Annotated in this window: 31 protein-coding genes and 1 pseudogene; all 32 read right to left on the bottom strand. The window is 42.1% G+C overall.

Going from position 1 to position 23,700, the window contains the following annotated elements; genetic code table 11:
- Positions 1 to 23 precede the first annotated feature (23 nt).
- On the bottom strand, positions 24 to 641 hold the full coding sequence (locus PSF67_RS08625) for a tail fiber assembly protein (RefSeq protein ID WP_166184958.1): 618 nt from the start codon (positions 639 to 641) through the stop codon (positions 24 to 26).
- Complete coding sequence (locus PSF67_RS22045; RefSeq protein ID WP_336313784.1) at positions 641 to 1,429, bottom strand: phage tail protein; 789 nt, start codon at positions 1,427 to 1,429, stop codon at positions 641 to 643. The genes PSF67_RS08625 and PSF67_RS22045 overlap by 1 nt, the downstream gene beginning before the upstream one ends.
- 398 nt (positions 1,430 to 1,827) lie before the next feature.
- A pseudogene (locus tag PSF67_RS22040) lies at positions 1,828 to 1,960 on the bottom strand (phage tail protein); the annotation flags it as partial.
- Positions 1,961 to 2,006: 46 nt separating this feature from the next.
- A complete protein-coding gene (locus PSF67_RS08615; protein ID WP_272676776.1) occupies positions 2,007 to 2,603 on the bottom strand; it encodes a YmfQ family protein in 597 nt (198 codons plus the stop codon).
- Positions 2,600 to 3,739: a baseplate J/gp47 family protein gene (locus PSF67_RS08610; protein WP_140178992.1), complete on the bottom strand. Its 1,140-nt coding sequence runs from the start codon at positions 3,737 to 3,739 to the stop codon at positions 2,600 to 2,602. The genes PSF67_RS08615 and PSF67_RS08610 overlap by 4 nt, the downstream gene beginning before the upstream one ends.
- Before the next feature lie 2 nt (positions 3,740 to 3,741).
- Positions 3,742 to 4,173, bottom strand: a complete 432-nt coding sequence (locus PSF67_RS08605) for a phage GP46 family protein (RefSeq protein ID WP_140178990.1) — start codon at positions 4,171 to 4,173, stop codon at positions 3,742 to 3,744.
- The gene (locus PSF67_RS08600; protein WP_166184967.1) at positions 4,173 to 4,757 is read right to left on the bottom strand and encodes a phage baseplate assembly protein domain-containing protein; all 585 of its coding nucleotides are present in this window, start codon (positions 4,755 to 4,757) and stop codon (positions 4,173 to 4,175) included. Before PSF67_RS08600 ends, PSF67_RS08605 begins: the two co-directional genes overlap by 1 nt.
- 2 nt (positions 4,758 to 4,759) lie before the next feature.
- A complete protein-coding gene (locus PSF67_RS08595; protein WP_140178986.1) occupies positions 4,760 to 5,824 on the bottom strand; it encodes a phage baseplate assembly protein in 1,065 nt (354 codons plus the stop codon).
- Positions 5,821 to 7,224 (bottom strand): DNA circularization protein, encoded by a 1,404-nt coding sequence (locus tag PSF67_RS08590; protein ID WP_140178984.1) that lies wholly within the window; start codon positions 7,222 to 7,224, stop codon positions 5,821 to 5,823. The genes PSF67_RS08595 and PSF67_RS08590 overlap by 4 nt, the downstream gene beginning before the upstream one ends.
- A gap of 50 nt (positions 7,225 to 7,274) precedes the next feature.
- On the bottom strand, positions 7,275 to 9,155 hold the full coding sequence (locus PSF67_RS08585; protein ID WP_140178982.1) for a phage tail tape measure protein: 1,881 nt from the start codon (positions 9,153 to 9,155) through the stop codon (positions 7,275 to 7,277).
- Between the two features lie 114 nt (positions 9,156 to 9,269).
- On the bottom strand, positions 9,270 to 9,566 hold the full coding sequence (locus tag PSF67_RS08580; protein ID WP_072065768.1) for a phage tail assembly protein: 297 nt from the start codon (positions 9,564 to 9,566) through the stop codon (positions 9,270 to 9,272).
- A gap of 2 nt (positions 9,567 to 9,568) precedes the next feature.
- On the bottom strand, positions 9,569 to 9,937 hold the full coding sequence (locus PSF67_RS08575) for a phage tail tube protein (protein WP_048608668.1): 369 nt from the start codon (positions 9,935 to 9,937) through the stop codon (positions 9,569 to 9,571).
- Positions 9,938 to 9,946: 9 nt separating this feature from the next.
- Positions 9,947 to 11,437 carry a phage tail sheath subtilisin-like domain-containing protein gene (locus tag PSF67_RS08570; RefSeq protein ID WP_140178980.1) on the bottom strand — a complete coding sequence of 497 codons (1,491 nt, stop codon included), beginning with the start codon at positions 11,435 to 11,437 and terminating at the stop codon, positions 9,947 to 9,949.
- Positions 11,434 to 11,598: a DUF2635 domain-containing protein gene (locus PSF67_RS08565; protein WP_048608672.1), complete on the bottom strand. Its 165-nt coding sequence runs from the start codon at positions 11,596 to 11,598 to the stop codon at positions 11,434 to 11,436. Before PSF67_RS08565 ends, PSF67_RS08570 begins: the two co-directional genes overlap by 4 nt.
- Before the next feature lie 12 nt (positions 11,599 to 11,610).
- On the bottom strand, positions 11,611 to 12,150 hold the full coding sequence (locus PSF67_RS08560; RefSeq protein ID WP_140178978.1) for an ATP-binding protein: 540 nt from the start codon (positions 12,148 to 12,150) through the stop codon (positions 11,611 to 11,613).
- Complete coding sequence (locus PSF67_RS08555; RefSeq protein WP_048608675.1) at positions 12,147 to 12,479, bottom strand: head-tail joining protein; 333 nt, start codon at positions 12,477 to 12,479, stop codon at positions 12,147 to 12,149. The genes PSF67_RS08560 and PSF67_RS08555 overlap by 4 nt, the downstream gene beginning before the upstream one ends.
- Positions 12,469 to 12,852: a hypothetical protein gene (locus PSF67_RS08550; RefSeq protein ID WP_140178976.1), complete on the bottom strand. Its 384-nt coding sequence runs from the start codon at positions 12,850 to 12,852 to the stop codon at positions 12,469 to 12,471. The genes PSF67_RS08555 and PSF67_RS08550 overlap by 11 nt, the downstream gene beginning before the upstream one ends.
- 10 nt (positions 12,853 to 12,862) lie before the next feature.
- Complete coding sequence (locus PSF67_RS08545; protein ID WP_140178974.1) at positions 12,863 to 13,909, bottom strand: major capsid protein; 1,047 nt, start codon at positions 13,907 to 13,909, stop codon at positions 12,863 to 12,865.
- A gap of 74 nt (positions 13,910 to 13,983) precedes the next feature.
- Positions 13,984 to 14,376 carry a head decoration protein gene (locus tag PSF67_RS08540; RefSeq protein ID WP_140178972.1) on the bottom strand — a complete coding sequence of 131 codons (393 nt, stop codon included), beginning with the start codon at positions 14,374 to 14,376 and terminating at the stop codon, positions 13,984 to 13,986.
- Positions 14,376 to 14,984, bottom strand: coding sequence for a hypothetical protein (locus PSF67_RS08535; protein ID WP_140178970.1), 609 nt, complete (start codon positions 14,982 to 14,984; stop codon positions 14,376 to 14,378). Before PSF67_RS08535 ends, PSF67_RS08540 begins: the two co-directional genes overlap by 1 nt.
- Before the next feature lies 1 nt (position 14,985).
- Positions 14,986 to 15,849 (bottom strand): S49 family peptidase, encoded by an 864-nt coding sequence (locus tag PSF67_RS08530; protein WP_140178968.1) that lies wholly within the window; start codon positions 15,847 to 15,849, stop codon positions 14,986 to 14,988.
- A complete protein-coding gene (locus PSF67_RS08525) occupies positions 15,846 to 17,489 on the bottom strand; it encodes a phage portal protein (RefSeq protein WP_115166538.1) in 1,644 nt (547 codons plus the stop codon). The genes PSF67_RS08530 and PSF67_RS08525 overlap by 4 nt, the downstream gene beginning before the upstream one ends.
- Positions 17,489 to 17,746 (bottom strand): gpW family head-tail joining protein, encoded by a 258-nt coding sequence (gene gpW / locus PSF67_RS08520; protein WP_048608684.1) that lies wholly within the window; start codon positions 17,744 to 17,746, stop codon positions 17,489 to 17,491. Before gpW ends, PSF67_RS08525 begins: the two co-directional genes overlap by 1 nt.
- A 9-nt stretch (positions 17,747 to 17,755) precedes the next feature.
- Complete coding sequence (locus tag PSF67_RS08515; protein WP_140178966.1) at positions 17,756 to 19,864, bottom strand: phage terminase large subunit family protein; 2,109 nt, start codon at positions 19,862 to 19,864, stop codon at positions 17,756 to 17,758.
- Positions 19,806 to 20,363, bottom strand: a complete 558-nt coding sequence (locus PSF67_RS08510) for a hypothetical protein (RefSeq protein ID WP_048608689.1) — start codon at positions 20,361 to 20,363, stop codon at positions 19,806 to 19,808. The genes PSF67_RS08515 and PSF67_RS08510 overlap by 59 nt, the downstream gene beginning before the upstream one ends.
- 257 nt (positions 20,364 to 20,620) lie before the next feature.
- On the bottom strand, positions 20,621 to 20,893 hold the full coding sequence (locus tag PSF67_RS08505) for a hypothetical protein (RefSeq protein WP_265524268.1): 273 nt from the start codon (positions 20,891 to 20,893) through the stop codon (positions 20,621 to 20,623).
- 66 nt (positions 20,894 to 20,959) lie between these two features.
- A complete protein-coding gene (locus PSF67_RS08500) occupies positions 20,960 to 21,604 on the bottom strand; it encodes a hypothetical protein (protein WP_272676775.1) in 645 nt (214 codons plus the stop codon).
- A 92-nt stretch (positions 21,605 to 21,696) separates the two neighbouring features.
- Positions 21,697 to 21,921, bottom strand: a complete 225-nt coding sequence (locus PSF67_RS08495) for a hypothetical protein (protein ID WP_272676774.1) — start codon at positions 21,919 to 21,921, stop codon at positions 21,697 to 21,699.
- The gene (locus tag PSF67_RS08490) at positions 21,921 to 22,382 is read right to left on the bottom strand and encodes a lysis protein (protein WP_272676773.1); all 462 of its coding nucleotides are present in this window, start codon (positions 22,380 to 22,382) and stop codon (positions 21,921 to 21,923) included. Before PSF67_RS08490 ends, PSF67_RS08495 begins: the two co-directional genes overlap by 1 nt.
- 8 nt (positions 22,383 to 22,390) lie before the next feature.
- On the bottom strand, positions 22,391 to 22,819 hold the full coding sequence (locus tag PSF67_RS08485; RefSeq protein WP_272676772.1) for a structural protein: 429 nt from the start codon (positions 22,817 to 22,819) through the stop codon (positions 22,391 to 22,393).
- Complete coding sequence (locus tag PSF67_RS08480) at positions 22,816 to 23,184, bottom strand: hypothetical protein (protein ID WP_272676771.1); 369 nt, start codon at positions 23,182 to 23,184, stop codon at positions 22,816 to 22,818. The genes PSF67_RS08485 and PSF67_RS08480 overlap by 4 nt, the downstream gene beginning before the upstream one ends.
- Positions 23,184 to 23,597, bottom strand: a complete 414-nt coding sequence (locus PSF67_RS08475) for a putative holin (RefSeq protein WP_272676770.1) — start codon at positions 23,595 to 23,597, stop codon at positions 23,184 to 23,186. Before PSF67_RS08475 ends, PSF67_RS08480 begins: the two co-directional genes overlap by 1 nt.
- Positions 23,598 to 23,700: the final 103 nt, after the last annotated feature.

Raw genomic sequence — 23,700 nt, 5'->3', positions numbered from 1 at the left:
ACCTTTCTTTTAATGCATCCAATTTATGGTTTTTGTGGCCATTCGATATTTGGTACTGTTGATGTATCAACGCGATTGAGTAGAACACGGTATTTTTTCCACTCTTGCAGTGCGTCAGCTTCCGCTTCTGTAGCTAAGTCAACGTCAACCGCTTCCTGCAAATATGTGATCGTACTATTCGCTTCATTCAATCGCTGGGATTTTTCGTTGTCAGCTTCGGCAACTAAGGCGGCTTTTTGGGCTTCGGTATCTGTTATCCATTTTTTACCGTTCCACATATCGAACTCAGTTTTTGGCTCTAAAAGAGTCAGTGTATCGGGCAAATCTCCAATGAAATCTATCTCAATAGGCTGGCGTGTTTCTGTACTATATGCTGTTTTGCCACGATGGTCTGTAACATGTAACCATGATAGCTCATCTGCGCTTCGAACTATGGCAATGTCGTCTTTTTCGGGTAATTGTGGCACATCTAAATAAGCGCCAGCCGGTAAACCTCCACCGATGGTAATATGCTCCATTGTCGCGCCGATGTACTCGCGTGTTGCCTCATTGATGCAATAGGTTTTTACCCATCCCGTTTTTGATACAAAACCATCCTGGCCGATTTCACCTTGTGTAATTTCTAAATTATATTTGTTCATTATGCTGCTCTCACGATATATAAAAATGCAATATTGCGCGGACGGTTTTCATTTGCTGTAGGCGTCACGCCTGATGAATCAAAACCTAATATTCTACTTGTATGGTTTCCTGTTCCATGTCCAGAGTTTATATTTTCAAATGCACCTGCGTTTTTAAACACTCCTGTTTCTTGTGATATAGATTCGGTTCCTTGAAGTCTTACCGAGCCTGACAACGAGCGCATTGCATCCCCCTGACTGGATAAAACAGCGCGACCACTATCAACATTTCTGCCAGCATCAAGCCCGCGAATAAACTCTCCCCGCAAATCTGGTAATACACCAGATGGGTAGGCCATTGCTAAAAGAGGGTAGGTTATTTTATTGAATGTTTGGCCGTTACAGATTAAATAACCTGTCGGTGCAGTAGTTTGAGGCCATGGCAATGGAACACCGACTCTACAATCGCTAAGATGATCAGCCGCCCCTGAAACTTTCACGTTACCGTTTCGGTCTGTTGTTGTGTTTTTATCATGATAAAAACGCGCCCAGTCACTCTCTTTTCCAGCAGAAAATAAACGAAGAAAAAGTGTTCCTGATGAGCTGCCACGGTCTGAAAAACCCAATTGGCAACGATATGTTGGATAAGAAGACGGGGCTTGTATAAATGACCAATTACCGCCAATGTTTTGAGGAGAACCACCAAGATGTTCATGAACATAGTAAAACCCAACAGGTGTTGAGTAATTATTGACTAACCCTTCACCTGAAACACCGTTGTTGCCAAGCCCGTAATCCCCAATTAGCATTGCCGTTCCTGATTTCTTGGGAATTTCAGTAACAGCAATATTTTTACCGTCTTTATCACGATAAATAATGTTCAATGATCCTTTGTTAGCGTCAGGCATTGTTTCAATATCAACACATTCACCAGCACTGCCGGCTTTTTTTCGTAGCGATAAATTCGCATAATCACTAACGCTTTTTATTATTAATGATTCAGATGCTTCAGGTCTTGTTATCGGCAACCTATCGTTAAGTCCCGTGGTTAATTCATTTTTTGTTGAATACTTATCGTCAGATTCAATTTTTGAATAGCTGTAACCAGTCGGAAGATATCCCGCACCAGCAACTATTTTTGTTATTGCTTCAGCAAGCTGATCTTCTTTCGTTGCAGACTGAGGTACACCCGCTTTGGCTAGAACATTTAAAATTTCGCGCTGAACTGAGTTAAACCATGCCCCCATTAATTGAGTGGGTGGTGTTCCTGCTGCGACGTTACCATCAGTAAATTCACCGTTTTTATCGGCAGTGTTGGTGATATCACCAATTTTTTTCATGACTAATCCTCACTCAGTGAAGGTGATAAAAATAAATAGAAAGAAGTTATTGGAGGTAGCTAACTTGAAGAATCGTGTGTGGTGGAGATAACTTATTAAACATACACTCTAAATATCGATTGCCCCACGAACGTAATGGATCACCGCAATAGCTCACTCCCGATAATGCATAGCTGATTACTGTATCCCCTGCATTCACGCGCCAAACAAAAGGCCAATCCTCGCCATTGAGTGGGTCACCACAGGCTGATATGCCACATCGTGCGGGTCTAAATTCAGTAATGGTAATGGTGTAACCGAGCTCAGCGGCATAGTTGATAAAATAGGCTTTTGATTGTCCACCTGAACTCACTAATTTAGAAACTACAGCACCTTGTCGTTTAGGTAAGCTATCCATTTCTCCGATAGCACAATCATCAGGTAAACCTAATGTTTTTTCCCACTCTGGCAACATCACTGTCGCTGTTTTCGGAAATGCACCACTGAGAAGTTGAATCGCATCGAGATCAGAACTTTGATAATTACGTGCAAGGCCTCTAAGCACAGCATGCATCACTGAATTAGGCTTCCAATTCCACGCTAATCCCTGCGGAGCAAGGCTAATTAACGCTTTGGTGTAGTCTTCAACCGTATAAGGGGTCATTGATAAGCAACCTCCCCACGAACGGGTATTTCACCAATACCTAATTCAATTTCTGTGCTGGGTGAAACGAGTCGATATCCCACAAGCCCTAACACAGCAAAAATTGCACGATCAATATCAGAAGGGTTAATGATATTCACATCTGCAGGGTTGCTATTTTCATAAAAAAAACCATCAATCGCCCCTTCAAGTTTTCGTTTAGTTTCTTGGTCAATATGAGAAAGACCACTGAAAACAAAATCAATTTTCTTTGCTATGGGCGAACAGACCCACACGAGTGCTGTGACTGATTGCAGATCATAAAGATAGTCAGCAACGCGAAGTTGGTCACCAGTTGCGTGAACTTGATAAGCTTCTTTTGTTGCGGGTCCATCTGTGCCGATGGGAAAGCCATCGTTAGTATTTGCATCACACATAATATAGATGCCTACCGAACCCGCACCGAGCAATCTACGTCGAACCCACGCGCGCGTAATACCCGGCACTTCTTTAGCCCAAACAACATAATCGGAGGCATTACCACCTTGAGAAGGATTTTGATAGGCTTCTAAAATACGGCTACGAAAGGCTTCTTCTGGCTCAATATTTGTTCCTCCAACAATTGGGTCAATAGCTACAAATTCAGAAGCAACACCAACAATACTGATATCTAAAGTGAGTTGGGTTCCAGATGGGCTGTTACCTAATGAACCTCCACCTTCTGGGTTTTTATTGATATCGGGTAAAATGGCAATAATCGAAACTAACACCTCACCCTGAATATTGATTGTTACTTCACGTGTTGTTTGATATTGATAACCATCACCACGATTAAGTTTGCAACCTTTCGGGATCACTGAGCCTGATAACCCCGTCGCTTTAACCGATTGACTCTGTGCTCGCTGAGGTGCTTTACGGAAAACACGTTTTAATGCTCCCCAACCCGCTAGCCACTCTCCAGTTGCAGTAAAAGGAGTTGTTTGTTTCGCGATATAATCCAAGTACCCATAATGCATATGAGCCATACCCGCATCCATATCTGCCAGTATTCGCATATTCGAAAATCGCAGTAATGCACCAGGCTCTTTTAATTCAGATCGTAAAAATTGCTCATTTTGCTCTCGTAATTCTGAGAGTGTTTTTCGTTTAAAGGGCATTGCTACGCCTCCCAGACCCAGAAGAACCGTAAATCTCGCTCATCACCGGGGCGGTGATAACGAATAATCATGTTTAATCTATTGGGGTAAATAATCTGAGTACCCACTTCGATATAAGACACAACCCCATCATCAGTTAACCACTTTAGTGCTTCACGCGCATAATCTTCAGCTTGTTTCGCAATACTCACCGTTAACTTTTGCCTATTTAACAACCATAATCGTGAACCAATGTTATAGTCAGAGCCGAGATCTGCCCACCAGCCACGGCGGTAACTCTCATCAATATTGTCATCCGAACGAGCTAACCCATCGGTAAATAAGCTGATAATAATGGCTGATTGTAAATCATCCCCTGATAACACATCACCAGAGCCTTTTAGCCAATCCGCGTGATTTTCATCAACTTGCCACCACGTTGAAATATCTGACATTAGACTTTCTCCTTGATAGCTTCGCTGGTGATATTGCTACCACCCGATTGGACATTTTTGACATCATGATTATGTCTGTTATAGCTGTCTCGCAACGCTTTTAACGTCGATTTATTACCTTCATAATTATCAATAATATCGCCCGTCACTTTTAGTATTGGTGTATTTAACAATACTTCAGTTGACGCATTCACCGTGACTTTATTAGCATTGTTTACCGTCACCTCTTTATCTTTTGCCTCAATCACAATGCCTTCTTCGGTCATTAGAATATGCAGCCCCCATTGGTTATAAAGTACACTCTCGCCTGATTTCAGGTTTTGATGCCTTGATGAAGGATGGTTACTAGCAAAAATGATTGCATTTGAGCGATTACCATTAAGGTAAGCAATTAAAACATCAGACCCTGCAGGAAGAGAGGAAGAAAAACCAAAATCGGTGTAACGAATTGTGCCATCTCTCACTTCCATATTATTGTGGTATTGGACTTTTTGAGTATTACCACTATCTTCTGTCAATGTGATTTTGCCGAAGCCAATCATCATTGCGATACGCGTTTTGATGTCTCTTAAAATCTGGCTCATCATCACATCCTAATTGTTTGATAGAATTCGTATGGCTCAACAATAAAGGCTTCTGGGGGCATTAACGTTAAGATCGCCTTGGTTCCATCACTGCCCCGAATAAAAACAACTTCAGACAACAACCATTGTTTATCTTCAAGGCCAAATATCGGGATATTGATAGGAATTAACGTATTGGGTCGCCATAATTGATCATCAACATCGCGCCAACTATCAATCACAACCCGTAACTCTTTTGAGCGCCCATAGCGACGGTTCATTTCCCAGTTAATCGCTTCCTGCTCTCGCCTTGCCGTAATAAGGTTACTTTCAACAATCGTGATGTAATTGCGGTACCGCATTTTATCAGCTTCAGGATCTTGTGCTCTCGCATTCTCAACGGAAGAATAGTCACCATTCATTGGGGATATTGATAAAGAAACACCAATGTATTCCGAGTATCGATTACTCATTGAATCTGAATAATTGGCCTCTTCAATATTTAAACCTTGAGAAATACCACTTGCTGCAACCTCGGTTCCAGCTCGAGATAAAAATAAACTCCCATCAGGGAGTTCATAATAAAGTAATGCAGACCAACGGCATGTTCGCTCAATGACTTGTTGTGAGGATTCCCCCCAATTAAGCGTGAATTGAGGGATGTTCTGAAATTGGCCCTCTGGAATATCGCTAATGACGTCTATGTCATACCAGCTGGCCAGTTTCTTCGCTATCTGTAACGCATTGGATTGACTAATAACATTATTTTCCCAATTAGCGCTGCAATCGACTAAATCTTGGCATTTTCCACGCCCTGAAACGCGGATCTGATGCTGCGTTTTATTAATGGCTGGATTCCAACTATCGATATAGCCCGTAACGACTTTATCCTCACCAATCAATACCTCACAAGCATCACCCGCTTTAACTAATTGCTTTTCATCCGTTGCTGGATAGAAGTCCATCAATGACAATTCGAAGTCGCTAGGGAATCGTTCAATACCACGTGTAATTCGTATACTATCCCATCCCATAATACGCTTCCCATTGATCAGCAAAGAAACTTCATTCACATTTTTTTCACTCATTTTTTCAATGCCTTAAATTGGTTTGGCATGAAAGCAGGGTGCCTTGGTTCAACCTCCATCACCAACTCATCACTGCGGCTAGCATCTTGATAAAGTCGATTAGCAATATGTAAGGCACTCAGCGTTGATGGTAGCGAATATAGAGCAAGTCGCCCTCTTTCTGCGCCTTTATAAATATACTGAGTCACAACCGATCTACGCATCTCATTAACTAATTGATAAACATCATCCATAGCAAGATCGCCCACTTGTGTGAGTGCATTATCAATCACGGCACACACCTCACGTTGTTGGTTCGCTGCTTCATTACTACTACTAGGTAATGTTTGTGTCGAGAGGGTTGCTACCGCAGCAGCCGTGACAACGGATAAATAAGTCACTGTTAATTGAGTAACTCGGATGCTTTGACTATCTTCTTGATGATTTGGGTACTCAAATTGGGATAGCTGAGAGAGCAACAACATGCGTCGCTCAATGCTGCTGGCCATTTCCATGATTTGCAAAATGACATCTTGAATACTTTGGCAAAATTGCTCAGGATCTTTTGCTATTAATACCGAATTTAATTGCAACTCGATTTTTTCACGGTCAATGGTTACAGCGGTTAACTGTTTTTCAATCAATGCATTATCGTCAGAAGATAAATCCGTCATGACTTTCTTTCCCGTCGCACCGGATACCGAACCACCTAGAGTCCCTGTTTGATAGCGACCATATTGATCAGAACCGAATATGCTCCCTAAAGAGTCGCTAAGGTTGGTTGCCTCATTAACGGTTTTAGTGGCCATCATCACCCAAAAATCAGCTGTATTTTTGATGGTTTCGATGGTTTGGGTAATAGTTCGCATTTCGCCTTTAACTAATGAGATGTATTTTGCTGCTGTAGTGGTTGCTGTTTTTAACCAATTTTTAGACGTCAGTAATCCTGTGCTTTCAGCTTCAGTGATCGCAAAAACCTTTAAACCCGATTCAATAACCACCAGATCAAATTCAAATACTCGCCCATTGTCAGCATTTTCATTAATTCTGAGACCACTTTCAGTGATATTAACTGTCAATTCACCAAGCGTGGGATGAATTAATGTGCCGGTATTTCCTTCCTCACAAGCCGCAATCAAATTATCACGCTGAGTAAAGACATCGGGCGCATCATAAACAAGGCTATCTTGAATTAAGAAACCTTTTATTGTAATTCGTCGAGTGCTACGACCTAAATCTTCAACCCATGCTTGATCTCGGTAAGGGTATTCATGTACCGCAACACGACGACCAAATACGCCCTCGCCCGACATGACACCAAACGGAATTCCTCTAAATGAAGCTTGGCGTAAATGTTCAGACCATGACCAAGAGATATCCTCTCCCAATAAAGAAGATAATTCGTTTTTAATTAATGCCATGGGAACTCCAGAAATAAAAAAAACCGTAAACAAGGCTTACAATAATTTATCTACTGCATATCCATAGGGACAGTGATTTTACCGTTTGATTTAGGTGTCAAATACTGCGTTGTTTTTTTATCGCCACTCACAACAGTAATTTCCAACTTAGTATTTTGCTGTAGCGCCTCAGATAAGGCATTAGTGATCATATCAACGGCTTGAGTTGCTTGATTATCCGTATTTATTGATGGCACAACTTGTGAGCGTTGCTCAGATTTCTTTTGCTCTTCACGCAATGCAATCATGTCGCGCTGTTCCATAACCTTAGTTGGATTTCTAAGCCCTTTCCATCTATCATCAGTTATCGAATCCATAATACCTTCTCTTATTTGCTCGTAGCTATAAGGTTGCTCAATGTTTTCTACTTTAATCATATGAGGGATGATTTTGGCTAACACATCAGGATCATGCATATTGAGCTGCTCATAAGGACCAAACCCTGTTCCTGTTGAAACTCTATCAATGTAACCCTGAGTATTATTACCTGATTTTGATGGGGCATATTTTTGCATATAACCATCAATCGTGTTCAAGCCTCGCTCTGCATCCAACATTAATTGTCGTGACATAGCCGCAATACCATCGCGAGGGGTAGCAAACTGCGCATAATAATGATTGTTACCATAATCTCGCCCTGTTGCATTTGGGGCTGCAATTAAGTTACCAGGATTATTATTTCTCAATCCGCGACGATTAGGGTTATATTTTTCATCTTGAACAAAACTATCAGGTACTTCTCCATAATCAGGTACGGGCTCTACTATTTTTGGAGGTGTATGCAATTTTTGCCATTTATCGTATTCTTTCTGAACATTATCGGTCATAAATCCAAGACTAACCGCAGCCTGATCCCCCCAATCTAACTTGTCATAAAATTCAGGGGTTTCGTATGCCCAACGTAATATTTTAGATTCGTCACCATTAATAAAACCCAGTGTTCTATTGATTGCTGCACTATCAGGCCCATAAGTCATCAGTTCTTGTATACCACCAAGCCCTTCAACAACGGAATCATCAGAAAATACATTATTGACCTTATCCTTACCTCTTGTTTTTAATCCATCCCATGCAGCACCCAACTCATTCAGTGTTGTATCTAACTTGCTCAGTTTTTCAACCACTTCAGTATGACGAGTTAAACCGAGCTGATCCGACTTTTCTAGCCGTTCATCAAATTTGCCTTCTCTCATTAGCCCCAACATATTGTTATCAAGACCAACTTTACTCTGTAACTCCCAGTTACGGCTTTCAGGCATTTTCGATATTGCTTTTTCAAGGCTCTGCAATGTCTTAGTAACATCAACCTTACCATCTTGTTTCTGATAGATATTCGCACCAATTTGGCGAATTGAAGCAAGAAGCTCATTATTCTGGCCTTTAACTGCTTTATCCAGTTCGACATAATATCCCGACATAGACTGACGGGCTTCTGGTTCATCAACCCCGCGTTGCTGAAGAGTACCCGTTAACCGAGTTTCTTCTTCTACCGTCATCCCCATACTTTTCGCACTGGTTGAAACTTCTGTCGCTTTTCGCCCCTCATCGCGGATCTGAGCAGCCATCTGATAGCCCGCATAGCCAACTGCACCAATCCCCCCAATCTTCTTAGCAAGTCCGAGGTACTTACTTGATAATTCGCCAAAATTTTTTAACGGGGGGATCATATCACCAATGTTTTGTACGCCATTCTTGGCGACATCGGAAATATCCCGTAATTTATCCCCTACAGCACCCATGCTAGATACTGTGTCGTTACCCCCTAAACTCAAATTTTCTTTAGCATCGCGAACACTTGGACGTAAACGGCTGAGCTCCGTTTCTATCTGACGGATAACGCCACTCGCTTTATCATCTGCAACTAATTCAAAATCAAATGTGTTACCCGCCATTTTTACCTCTATTGATTATTCGATTTGCATTATCTACCCACCACAGCAACCGACTTTTAGTGAGTGACCACGCTTCGTGTGGCCCCCATTTATAAAAATACGTTGCTTCAGCTGCTAGCTGTTGCCACTCGCTGAGGGATTGAATGCCAAAAAACTTTGTAAATAATCCCGACAAACCGCAAAGTCTGTAATAGACATTTTTTTAATGATTGGATCAGGAATACCGCTAACAAGTACAATAAGTAATCGCATCGCAGGTAATGAACTCGGTGACTTGGCCTGCTCTGCGTAGAATTGCTCGACCTGAAAGAGTACAGGCTCTTTCAAATCAATGGTTTCATGCCGAACGGTACCGTCATTAGATTCAATCGGGGTACTCAACGTAAATGTTTTTTTCTTTTCAATTTCCACTGTTAATTCTCCGTTACTGAACGCCCTTCCCAGCGCACTTCAAATTCAGCATCTTCACTTTTGACTTCCTGCGTGTTAACCGTCCACAGCCCTTCCCCAATGATAGTTTTTCCATTGGCTAATTCCGCAACAATATTCACGTCGGTTTGATTGTTAAAATCAGCAACGGTGGTACCACCAGAATCACGCACACGCATCGAGATAAAACCCGGTGTTGGCTTCTCTTTGTAGCCATGAACAAAGTCCATACCTGATAACGTTTCACGCTTAACCTTTGATGGGCTATAGGTAAAATCTCCCACAACCATAATTGAAATCCCGTTGACGGTAACGTATGCCGTCCCCGCCAAACGGTTAGTTGTATTTGACATAGTCTCCCCTTAAATTGAGGGTTGTAAACGGAATTGGTTCAGTAACGCAAACACACGAAGCTGATTAATAAGCGTACCTGTCCAAAGCACATCAAGGCGATTTGGATTCTGGCTATTGCGCTCTACAAGTAGCCCTTTGATAAAGACATCCGAGTCTTGAACATAACCATTGAATTCCAAAGATTTGTATTGAGCGATTAATTCAGCACGTACAATATTGGGGGTAACAATCGCAGCACCAGTAGCAAATCGAGTGCCATCGTTAGCCAGTTTCATCCGACCAAATTTACTTGTAATTTGAGTTCGCATGAAACGAGAAACAAACATCAACAAAAACAAGGTTTCGATCTGAAGGTAACTATCATCATTATCGCCATAAGCATTTTTCTGGTACGTGGTAATGATATTTTCGACACGTACAGTGCCATCATCATCAACAGTAAATGTAGAAATTCCACTATGTAGCAGATTATTACGCTCTATCAGACGAAGTTGTGATGCTGAATCAGGTGCAAGCACACCATTGATAGGCAGAGTTTGCAAAGGGCGACCAGGATCATTACGCAGGCTTTGTGCGATAGCACCAACATAAGCAGCGACCCACAAATACAGGGGTGAAGGTGATTTAGGGACACCTAACAGTGAACCATGTTGATCATTACGTTTTTCGCCAAAATCGGCTAATTGACCATACGTTCCTGTTATTGCACTAAAGCTATGACCATATAACTGCTGATCCCAAGACCAACGTCCACCATTATCAGAAAGAAAATCTTTAATCGCATCGAGAGAAGCGGTGTCACTGTATGGGTTCGCAATAAAATCAAAACTACGATCATTAAGATTCGCTAAGCCATCTAATAAATCAGGTGCGCCACTGCCCCCTTTCATATCAGTAATAACAAGCTCTAAGCCAGATGGTGTCGCTTCCCCCCCCATTAACCCTCGGTAGTTAAGTTGAATATCAATACCGTTGCCTAATGACCCCTTATTTTTTGCAGTTAATGTCAAAGTATCCGCTTCCGCTTTTGCGGTAACAGGTAACTCAGAATTGCGGTTAATCACATTAAGTAGCGCCGTTGCAACCATTTGAGGAGTATCTGTGGCAACAACTGTGATTTGTACACGAATACCCGCAATATAAAGAGAAATAACACCCGTTGCATTCGCTGGACTATTCACTTTTATGGTGCCCGTTGCGGCAGTCATCGATGCCGTATCAGTATGAGGCAATATCCAAACTTCGCCCGCAATGTCATTACTAAAATAAGCCTTTGCCATGCCATGCAAAATTGAACCGCTACCAAAACGCTCGGCGGCTTGCGGTGCTGAGGAAATTCGCTCAGGGATAGCATTTTGTGCTGCAGCCCCTGTTAACATCTGCCCAATAAGTAATGAGCGCTGTGTCGCTGAAGCACTGTTTGCCATTGAGTTATCAAACTCAACATAAAAAAGTGGTGCACGAAGATTATTAGGAATACGTGAAAATGGCACTGTCATGCTTTTTTCTCCTTGGATTGTTGTATAACAAGCTCAACATCACCATCGTTAAGCCGCGCACGCCAATAAACATTATTGGGTACTTCTTGCCCTGTTTCAGGCAAAGGAGAACCCTTGACCGGGCAGCGTACGCTGCGGCCATTAATCGGTTTTACAAACATAAAGACTCCTGATTAGGTCAGGTCAATATTAATGTGATGCTGAGGTGTGCCATCCGGTTGTTGAACATTGATATCAATACCCGTTAACGGATCCGCCTCAATAGGATAAAACTCTTCGGGGCCTTGATAATATTCGATATCTAAATCCATCAATAACTGTGCAAGATGGCCTTCACCACCTGCACTGATATCGATTTGAGAACGAATTTCAATAAACTGCTGAATTTGGCGCGTCAATTCATAACTATTAATGACAGCGCGCTCAATTTCTTCCCGTAACGCTTCCAATGCGAGTTCGGCTTTCATGGCTCCATCGAGGTCATCACCATCAAACTCTTCTAGTCGTCCCGTCACACGCACTGTCGTGATGGTATTGAATTGAGGTACGTTACGGCCCAGTGATTTTTTGTGATCAAACGGTGTTTGAACAATAATACAAGGATAATCCGCATGCACTGTTGACCAATCCATCGGTGAATAAACACGGTTTTCTGCGGCTGTTTTCCCTTTTAAAGAGTTAACAACTAACTCGCGGATCTGTGCTGCATTCATGATGATGCCACCTTATTTAAGATGAGATGTGTTCCACCATGACTATCAGGCTGAACATCCCCAACCACGAATAACGTACTCACGCTATAAATAAATACCCTATCGCCTTTTGCAGGCTGGGTTTTGAAAATAGCATCTCGCACACCTAAAATAGGTCGAGTGGTGTTAATGCCACTCTCCCCATCGAGGGACTCATAGTTTTGGGCATAGGCTCTATCAAATATTCCCTCAATATCATAATGTTCCCCTTCTTTAGGTCGCCAGTTCGCCCTTTCAGCAAAAACATTATGAAGTGGATTTAATAGATGCTTATCCCAATCAACCCCCACTGATGGTTACCGTGCCAGCTGGGTTGGCTTGAACCAACTTTTCACGCACTCTAGCCAATGACATAACAACACCGAGAGTAACAAGCCGATTGGCATCAATCTCATCCAATTCAATTTGTTGGCTTTCAGTATAGAGAATACCGTTGTGCTGGACTGAGCGACCTTTTACAACGACATAAATATCATCAGTTTCATCATCGTTATCTGGTTTTGGCTCAGGGTCTGGTTTTGGATCTGATTCAACAGGCGGTTTATCATTTAATTCATCTGTTGGAACAACATCTTGTTGAGTATTAGCATCAACCTGTAACTCAGGGGGTAATCCCCCCAAGTCATCAGTTTTATCCTGCTGCTCTTGGGGTTTCTTCGCCATAATGCCTCCGTTAGACTACCGTTGCACACAATGCCGCATTCACACGGCTAGGAATAACCAGCGGTGAAGATTGCATCATTAAGAAACGCTGCGCTGGGTCATGCTCTAGCCATGATTTTGGTGCAAATGCCAGCGGACCATAATTGAATGCAGGGTCAATAATTGCCCCAAATGCACGTGTTCCCATTAAGTCAGCCCCAGACATAATTACAGAGCCATCTGGGATCATCGGTTTTTCAACGTTATCAATCGGGTCAATGAACCAGTCGTTATATAACCACAAGTCATAATTACCCCAATGGCCTTTATACACAGCACCTTTTTGAACTTGTGTACCGGCATTAATTTGATTACCAAATGGACTTAACGTAGGGAAAGTGATCGCAGTGTCTTTAATTGTGGTATCTAAACGGAATGCTTTCCATGATTTAGTTGTGAACACGATATCTGTGGCAACCGCACCTGAGTTTTTCAGAATACGCTGCGCCCAATCTTCAATATCATCACTTGGTTTAGTGTTGGTTTTTCCTGCATCAATCTGAGTTGGCCATTTATCACTGCCACTTAATGTGACTGTCAATTCAGCGGCACGACCAAAATTAACAACTTTCGTGTCGTAACCCTCACCCGCCACTGTGACCGTACCTGAAACCAATGCGCTAGATGCCATCCACTCTAAGCGACGGTTGATCATATCGATTTGGTCGGCCATTTCGAACTGGAGGTTTAGCATTTCTCGCTCTGCTGCAGACAACTGTCCACCAATGCGTTCGCCGATTTGACGACGGATAGGCTTACGTAAATCAGGTGCACGTTTGTCTTTGATGTACGCAGGTTTAAAGCTGTTGGTTTGGAACTTACGAGCCTCGACCAGTTTACCTTCCACTAATGGCGAAACAAATGGAGCCATACGACGTAAGCCCACATCTACATCGATAGAAACTTCTTCAGTATCAGACTCAACCACGTTTGGAAAGAATTTATCTAATAACCAGTTTTGGCTAGTCATTAGGTTTGGCACGACTTGAACTAAAACATTCGTATCGAAAATATTCATACTTTTTCTCATTTAAAAGACGTCAAAAGCCCTACTATTGCTAGCATTCAACGTCTAAGTGAATTAATGGGGGATTAAGCTTGTACGCTATCGCGAAGGAAAATAGAGAATTGACGCAACTCGTCAGTCAGTTCAGGGATAGTCCAAGTCGCATCATACGTTGTTTTATGATGATTAAACTCGCCCATGAGATATACACCACCTAAAACGCTATCTTCCGTTGTGTTGACATCATCAACTAAAATAGCACAGGGTTTTTCACTACCGTCTGCCGCATCTTTTTTACATAAAACGTATTCACGAGAAGCGGTAACTTTACCAAGGATGGTACCACGTTTTAAAACACCCGCTTTCGCAATAGTTACCGTATCAGTCACAACTTGAAGCGGCCCTGAGATTAACTGGTCAGGATTAAAAACCGCTTGGCGCACACCCGGCTGAAATGGGTTTTGTGAAATCTGATCCATTATTTGCCCCCTTTATTACTGTTGTACAGGCTTGTCATTTTGTTAACAATAGATGCTGCAGAACCTGTTGGCGCCACTTCCGCATCTTGACCTAAACGCACTTGCTCTTCTTCACGCATACGAGCATCAAGAGAACGACGATTGCTTTGCGGCGCTGAAACCCCGCCCATGGCTTTCAGAGTGCTAATTGCTTCACTCGATGACAAATTAGTATTAAATGCCAAATGAGCAGCCATATCAGGACGCGCAGCAGCAGCTTTACTGCCAAAAATACGAGCACAACGCTTACGTTCGGCACGACGACCTTTTTTCACGTCCTTGTTGTCTTCATCATCTTCGGCATCTTCGTCGTCACCTTCTGCATTTTCATCATCTTCTGCATCAGGGTCTTCGTCATCATCTTCGGCTTTTTTACTTTTCGCCTTCTTCGCTTTACGACCTTCTTTTTCGTCGTCTTGATCTTTCGATTCAGGATCATCATTTTCAGCATTTTCTTCTTCATCGTCATCTTCTACGCGACGACCTTTCGCTTTGCGTGTTTTTTCATCATCTTCTTCCGTAGCTTTAGCCTTGCGACCAATAAGATGAGCAAAGGTAAATTTAGACATATTATTTAACTCCAGAAACTTTCATCAGTTCGTGAAATGCGACATCAGGGCTGGCAACAACATCAGCAAGCCCAATTTGTACGCCCTCATCAGCCAAAAAACAGGCTGCTTGTGTATTGCGGATTATCTTTTCAGATAGCCCACGGTTACGGGAAACAGTGCTCACAAACAGACGCCCCATTTCATCAACATCGTGCTGGATAGCCGCTTTCGCTTCATCACTAAGCGCTATATACGGGTTACTCTCCGCTTTACGATCGCCATAGGTAATAATGGAAACCTTTAACCCGTCCTCTTTTATGCGCTGTGACCAATCACAATGAATAACAATCACCCCAACTGAGCCGACGCCACCTGTACGCGGCACATAAATTTTGTCGGCTGCACTGGCAATGGCATAAGCCGCTGAATACGCATTTTCAGAGAGAATGGCATAAATCGGTTTTTTACCTCGTAATTCATAAATCAAATCAACAAGATCAAAGCATCCAGCCACCTCTCCACCAGGAGAGTCAATATCGAGACAAATACCTTTGACTTCTGGGTCGTGAATGGCTGATAAAAATACTTGTCGTATTCCGTCATAGCCAGTCATACCGCTGTAAGGTCGCAATGTTCCAAGCTTTTGTACTAGCGTTCCCTGTATTGATATCAGCGCGATCCCTTCTAAAATGTCATACCCTGCATCGGCCTTTTTCTTGCGCGAAAAGCGATCATCATCGTAATAATCATCTTCCATCATCGTGCTACGAATTTGCGTAATACCAAATCGTTCCATGACGGCACTTATCACGACCTCTGCTTTTTGTGGATGAATGGCCAGAGGGGTATTAAATAGCTTTTGCGCTAAGTGGGGTAAATTCACTTGGCCTCCGGTTGTTCTATTTTATCCGGTGAGAATTGTTCAGCTTGTGCCCATTTAGGCGGCTCCAATCCTCGTTCTTTGAACGTTTGTAATTCATAGGCACGCTGGTCCACGAGCTCTTCCCAATCTTCACCAACGTTTTCAGCGGCTTCCATTTCAAGGGTAGATAAACCCGCTTCCATACCTAAGATGGCGCCTTTTTTCTCTGCAACAGGATCAACCCAACCACGCCCTGGTCCCATCCACCATGCTCGGCAATAAGCTGTTTTAGCCTCTAAAAAATCTGGAGCATTATTAGGCATGGGAAGGTTTTCAATATCGTGAATTTCCTCAATAAAAGCACTTGCAATTGGATCGGCAAAACCTGCTGCAAAATCATCGCGACGACGAGTTAGCGTTTTCCATGCTTCCAACATTGCTGCACGTGCCGAAGAGTAGTTAACTTTTGACCAATCCTGAGTTAATTGCTGTGCCGAAAGACCCGTTGCAGCGGCAATATTACGGAGTGCTGCACTTTCGAACCCTTCAAAATTACTATTTGGGCGTGTCGCATTCACAGTATCAATACTTTCACCGGGGTAAAGGGTTGGAATTCTCGCGCCATTATTTAAGCTAATACGACGGTCGTTGTGAAACTCCATTCTACCTTCCTGATAAGCACCTACCTCAGTATCATCAAAAGTTTCTCCCATAGCAGACTCAACCATTTTAGGATCATAAGGTGAGGTGATATATGCGCTGAATATGGCATTTAAAATCGCCGCTTCTAACTCTGACTGATCATACTTAATCAGCATTTTTAGTCGCTGAACTACAGGTGTTAAAATCCCTATGCCCCTGTGTTGTGAACCTCGCTCCATATCAAAGTCATGAACAACAATAGGCCGACCCCATGAAGTTTCACGGGCTATCCGCCTCCATGTCATGGTTTTTTGCGCAGCCCACCAATCCCCCATGTGAGCTTCTCTAATATGATAAGCAATAGGAGCACCATCATCGTCAATTTCAACACCACCGCGAATATTGGCCATATCAAAATTTTGTTGAGGGTTGCTTAATCTATCTGGATCTACTATCTGAATTGTTGTTGCATAATTAGCTTTACCGGCTCCCAACCTATCGGGTCGATACTGTAAAATTGCCAGAGCATCACCATCGAGTAATTTATGCCGGAAACCAAGGCGTAACATTTGTGATACCGTTTGCTTACGCTCAACATCACAATATCGTCCTTTATCATTAGCCCAAGAACGCCAGTGTGCAGTTAAGACACGGCTATACTCAGCAGCCCAAACAGCATCAAACGCTTTATTTCCTGAGATGAAATGCAACAAACGATAATCGGGCTTAAACACAGGCCGATAACTCGCACCCACTGCGTTATCAAGTACTCGAGTAATAGTCCCTGATGCCCATCCATCATTACGCGCTAAATCTCGGACACGGGATACAATCTTGTCACGGTAAATATTGATTTCATTATCAGGTGACCACAGTGCCGGTTGCCAATTTGCTAGTTGGTCACTGTAGGAATTACCAGCATCATAAGGAACACGGCTACCACCTACCAGAGCATGAGGTTTAGACCTTTGAACTGATTGATATGGCTTGCCGTACCTATCAAGTATTTGAACTGTCATCAGAATTTAAACCTTACAGGTCGCCTAGCGCGAGGAATTAAACCAAGCTCCGCTTGTAACATCTGTATTAATGCTAACAAGTGTGAGAGTTCTGTTTTTTGGTAACTCACAGATCGAGTTCCATCACCCTGAGAATAAGAAAAAGAAACCCCTTTCGTGCCCGAAGCTAAATCTAAATAAGCTTGTTGGGCTGTATTTAGAGCAGCCTTTAGCTGGTCTCGACTCATTCCCATGAGTAAACCTGTTTTGTGATACATAGGGATCCCTTATGCTAATTTGCTGGAAATACGTTTACGCTTAGGCTGTTCCTGTTCTTCAGGAAGAATTGCTCCCGGTAAGCGCAGGTCTAGTTTTTCTTCTGGCTCAGAAGATGGGGGTAATAAACGGTCAGGGTTATTATCAATAGCAATTGCTAAAGCATTAAGCTTCAATCCTAAATGAAATAATCCCGCTAATGCTGCATAAGCATAAACACGACAATCTAATGCTTCATTTGCCTTGCCATGAGGAAGCTCCCAAACACTATAACGTTGCCCAGCAGCCTCTTTCATTATTAATCTTTCTGATGTTAATTGGCTGAAATACCCCATATCCCTATCGACAGGGAAATGCATATATCCTGGTCCTCTTTCTTCAATATGTAGGCGAGATCTAATGGAGTCTTTTGCTGAGTTAACACCGATGATAATGGGTTTAAATTGAGATCTATTCTTGGGTGTTGGTCGCTTATTAGGCCAAATGGGGGAACGCTTACCATTAGTCGCTGACTCACCTTTGATAGCCCAAATACGTCTACCTAAGCGTTCTTTAGCAAATTCATAAACTTTTTGGGTATGATTACCACCAGAGTCATGACAAGCCGCCATAATAGTAAATCCACGACCATCAGCTCGGCGCCATATTTGTTTAAGATAAGCGTCTAATCTAGTCCATGGTTCAGCTGTTTCTAAATCACCCTCAATAACATCAAATGAGATAGACCAACTTTCCTCATCTTTCCCCCAACCAACAACTTCAATTTCAAGCCTATCATTTTGGGTATCGATTCCTGCTGTTAATACCACTACCCCCATTGGTATTTCTGCATCATAAACTTCTCTTCGGGCCAATAGAGCATCAATGGGCAGTTTCTTACCATAATTGGGGCGATGAGGTAATCCCATTTGGGTATTCCACCATGCCAGTTCTCTATCTGGATCTCCCTTTGCCTTTAAATATTTCTGTGCAATATCAGAAGGTTTATCTTTTTGCCATGGGCTAAACAATTTAGATGCTTGATAACCTGCATGAATATTACTAACCCCAAGCCCTCCGCAGTCTGGGCAAATAGCTCTATAAACAGCGTGTCGTTTAGACTCTGACCATTCCCACACTTTATCTACTGCGGTTTCGTCATCGTTATGCCATGCTTGATCATAATCATTTAATGGTGAGTGTCTGCTGCCACAACATTCAAAAGGTTTAGTTTGATGCCATCTGATGGTTCGTAAAGCCCTTAGTCTTTCACCCTCAGACCAACCAGCTCCACAACTTTCACAATATATTAAGGCAAGGTGTGGTTGGTGTTTATCACCTTCTTTAGGCCAATGAACATGCTTAAAAAAATCAGGGAATTGACGATGACCGCAGTGAGGACAAGCTAAAGATGCTCTACGCTGATCCGAATCCTCATAACTTGCCGCTATACGGCTTTCATCCTCAACAGTTGGAGAACATGCTCTTACTGATAACCAATTAAGACCAAATGTTGCCGTTCGTTCCTCTGCTAACGTGATAGGGTCACCTTCTCGCGTAATTGGATATTTATCAACTTCATCGGCTAGTAATACACGAATTGGGCGGCGGGCTAAGTTATCAGGGCTACCAGCACCAGCCAAAGCTAAAAATCCCCCGGGAAATGATTTATATAGCAACGTTTCTTTTGATGTTTTTTGTTTATTCGCACCAACAATTTTTCTTAATACAGGGGTAACCCGAATCAATGGCGTAATTCGTTCTTTTGAAAATTGTTCAGCTGCATCCTCTTTTGGTTGCAACAACAACATAGGACATGGATCTAAATGAGCAAAATAGCCAAACACATTTTCAAGTAAAGCTGTTTTCATCAACTGAGTACAGCACATAACAGTAATCGTATGGACACCTGACTCGGTAACGGAAAGCATTGGGCCTCGAGCAATTTCCACCGTATCGGTCTGCCATGATCCTGATGTACTCCCCGCTTCTTTTGCTAACTTTCTATAACGGTCTGCCCAGTCAGGAACACTAATACGAGGTGGTGGCGTCCATCCTTTTTTAACACTAGCTAATAACCTATCACGCTTCGTCTGTGTTGAATTCAGGCTCCCCGAGACCAGTAATATGTTTGTGGACATGTTCGATTAACACCTCAGTCATCCTGTCAGCCGGAACGCCCAAGTCAGCAGCCATAATTGGTGCAACACGAGATGGCCAATTCATCCAAGCATCACGTTGCTCTCTGAATTCAGCAAACAAGATTGATTCTGCAACTGAAAGCTCAATCAGTTGTCCGTCCTCTTTTTCGTATTCCAGCTTAGTAAGTAGCGCAAGGAAGTTTTCTTTTATTCTTCTAGCTTCATCAAAAGACATGTCCGCGCCAATTTCACGAATTAGCCTTTCAGCTGTCTGTGTTGGTGACTCATCCGTTAATTCATTATTGGGCTGTTTTTTTTCTTTTTTAGGTTTAGATTTATTTGCAGATACTGAGGGGGATTTTCGGTATCGTTCTATATTTTCATTTGAGGCATCAACATCAATTTCGTCACCATCCATGACTAGCCATCCACGAGATTTCCACATCGTAATAGTTTTACGACTGACACCATGCAGTTTTGCAAAATCTGACTGATTCATGCTGTTACCCTAAATGTTACCTTGAGTTGTTACCCGCTCTGTTACCTATTAACTAAGGTAACAAGATGGGTAACATAAAAAATGAAACAAAAAATAAATATTTATTTTTAAATTCATAAAGATAAACGTAACCTCAGAAATACCGATGTGTTACCTGTTACCCAAATTTCAAAAATTTTTAGCTGGTGAAACTGCACGGCGCGCAATGCCCGTGAGTTATAAAAGTGCTAGGAAGGACCCAAAAAAATTCTGCTGAGTCAAAGCTGGTTAGGTGGATAATATTCGCTGGCATTTATTTCTGCCAATATTTTTCTAATGTGATTACGTTTGAAACTTTCCAATACATCACTATTTATTAAGTACGATAGGCTTTCTTGGAAATGTATATCCTTTCCATTCTCAATAGTGAAATTCCATCTTATTGCTAGATTATCAATAACCTGTACACTTTGGGTTACAAATAATTTAGCGTCACTTTCGTCACTTAAACTTGAGTGCGCTAATAATTCATCCACATTTGCAAACTTCATAATAACCTCGTAATAAATAGTTCATATCCATGATTCTATCTAATTCTATCTTTACTTACCCAAGTATTATTTTGCAGTTCGTATTGCCTCTGATATTGCCCGGCTTACTTCCTGTGGTAATAAAGCCTGTGCCATTCGTTGTGCCCTATCCTGATATCCAAGTACAGGCTGAACAGGTAACGCATCACCAAACCGAATAAGTAACTTAGGTGCTGGTTGTTTTTGCCTATCCCGACGGGTGCTATTAGGTGAGCGTTTTAATCGTTTTTTACCCTTACGACCTTTCTTAGCTTTTTTACGCTGAAATACGCCATTGACACCATTCAACTCACCAATGAAAGTATTGTCTTTAGCTTTAAGGCTACTTAACTTATTTCTTGGTAAGTTACCGTACTTATTCAACTTAATGTTTTTAGGGTTGAGCAATGCAGAGCCATTCAGCTTATGAATACCTCCCTCTTCAAATGGGGTTAAGTATTCCGCAGCGATATTCATCACAAATACTTTAGCCCGTAGATCACTTTTACGTGCTCCACGGCTTTTAATGCTCTTAGCTGTGAAAGGTGTTGGATTTTCTAAATTACGTTGCAATGCAACTTTTTGTGCATTTTCTATTTTACGTGCAGTGCTAGTCAGTGCTTGCGCTGTCGCAAAAGGGATTTGCTTACGGATAGTTCTTAGTTGATTAGCTAAATCAGTTAAATTAGCCATAATTTATTCCTGAAAATAGCAACCAATTAAAGCTCTATCAACGCCACTCAAAGAATGACGTTTGTAGAGAAAACTAGTTTTTTTATTGCCTATTACTTAATTGGTTTGCCCATCTTTATGGCCCATTCATCATATGGTGTGAATTGGTGAACAAAGTCAGCTAAATCCAATAAACAATCAGGCCACCAATTGCGAACAGCAACACGACACTGACCATGAACATCACCAACATAGATTGGAACAATACCCATGAATAAAGCGTAGTGGTCGTAGTCTTGTTTAATTTGCTCTTTGGTCAGTCGCTTAAAAATAGCCATTATCGTTTACACTCCGCGTAGTAATAATCCCTTAAACCAAGGTATTGTCTTTCGAGTGTTTCAAGCTGTTTAAAGAGATCGAAATAATCTTGTTCAGCGTCTCTCGCCAAGGCGGGGGATCTGCTAACATCCATGCCGGAGGTGGAACCACTTTCGGACTTTGGACATTCGGCTTTGACGTACACGCGCTTAGAGCCATTGCGAACATCATCGCGAAGCTTATCAATTTCAGCTTTTGCATTTGTGAGTTCCGTTGTGTGTTTTGCGTCGAGTTCGTGAATGGAGTTGATGCGCTTTTCGTAATCTGAGTTAATTTCTTTTTGCTCAGATAGCTCATCAGTGAGTCGCTCAACGTTACTATTCGCCTCATTTAATGAGTCTGTTAACTTTTGATTTTTACTAATTTCCCAATTAAGCAGACCACCAAGAGCAATAACACCGATTAACGCTATAGCAGTCATTTTCCAGTTCACAGCAAGCTCCACGCTTTTTCGAACACAGCTTCACTATAGGGTTGATAACCTAATTCGACACTGACAATTGCCGTTGCTAATGCAATCCCCACTGTTTTATTGCTGGTATCGATACGATCATTAATACCCACACCAATATCAGCGGCAGCACGATTGATATAACCTGATGTATTATTTTCAATCGGTGGGGCGTACTTATTGATAATTGCTGATACAGAATTTAATCCATATTTACGCTGGTAGGTTTGCAGTAACTTATAAATGGCGCGAATACCATATTCTGCAGATTGAAATCGGCAAAATCGAGATTCTACTATAGGGTCATGAGGCAGTTGCCCCTGCCACTTGTTAGCAGGATTATAGTCAATATTTCCCGGATTATTGTTACGCTCACCACGCGCCATTTTTCGTTGTTGGTCACTCATTTCTTTACCCTAAAAGTAAAAGGTCGCATCATCAGCAACCAGATTGATTTGGTTTTCTCTATTAGCTTACTGATAACAACAATGGACATAATGTTGCCACCTGCAGAGAAAATAACGAGGAAGATAACTCCATCAAAAAGCACATCTGATGGTGCAGAAATACGATCACCAACTAAGGTCTCGTATATTTGATAAACCCAGCAAATAAATAATGCGGTACCAACAATAGAGTCACGATGTTTTGCATACCGACAAAGAAACACCGTTATTGCAGAGGCCAGCAAAAGAAAAATATCGACTGTTTCGAGAGGGTGACTATCCACCCAAAGCGAAATACTACTTAAGTAATTAAGGACGGTATTCATTAACTACCTCCTTTATTTCGCCAATCTTTGATAGCTTGCGTGATACTGCTAAAATTTCTATCTATAGAAGCAAAGATCCGACTAAATAATTTTTTGAGGTTATCTTTATTTGCTGCAAGAACAAGAACTGGAATAAGCAATGCCGAAATAACAATTGCCATTATTTTCGGACTGATATCCCAACTCCATATCTGTGAAATAACATCGGAAGCCTCTTTAGCAATAAGGATTCCAGCACCAAGAGCCAAAATAAAATGAAGTATCTTTCGCCGGTTATTATCTCTGGATGCAATAACTGAGGCTGATGCTCCGATAATAGCTCCCAGCACGACACCATAGTCGGCACCAATAAGGAAACCGCCCATCGCGCCACCGCCAGCAGCACCGAGGGTTATCCCTATTGATGTGCTCATAAATTATTTGTTCTCTTAGGTTAAATAGGTAGCCACCAGCAAATTAATTGCAGTAATTAAACATGTTGATAGTGATTTTCGGTGGCTATATACGAAAAAGGCC

Origin of the sequence: Providencia sp. PROV076 (assembly GCF_028483405.1) — a bacterium.
Lineage (GTDB): Bacteria > Pseudomonadota > Gammaproteobacteria > Enterobacterales > Enterobacteriaceae > Providencia > Providencia huaxiensis.
This window is presented reverse-complemented; position numbering and strand designations above follow the sequence as displayed.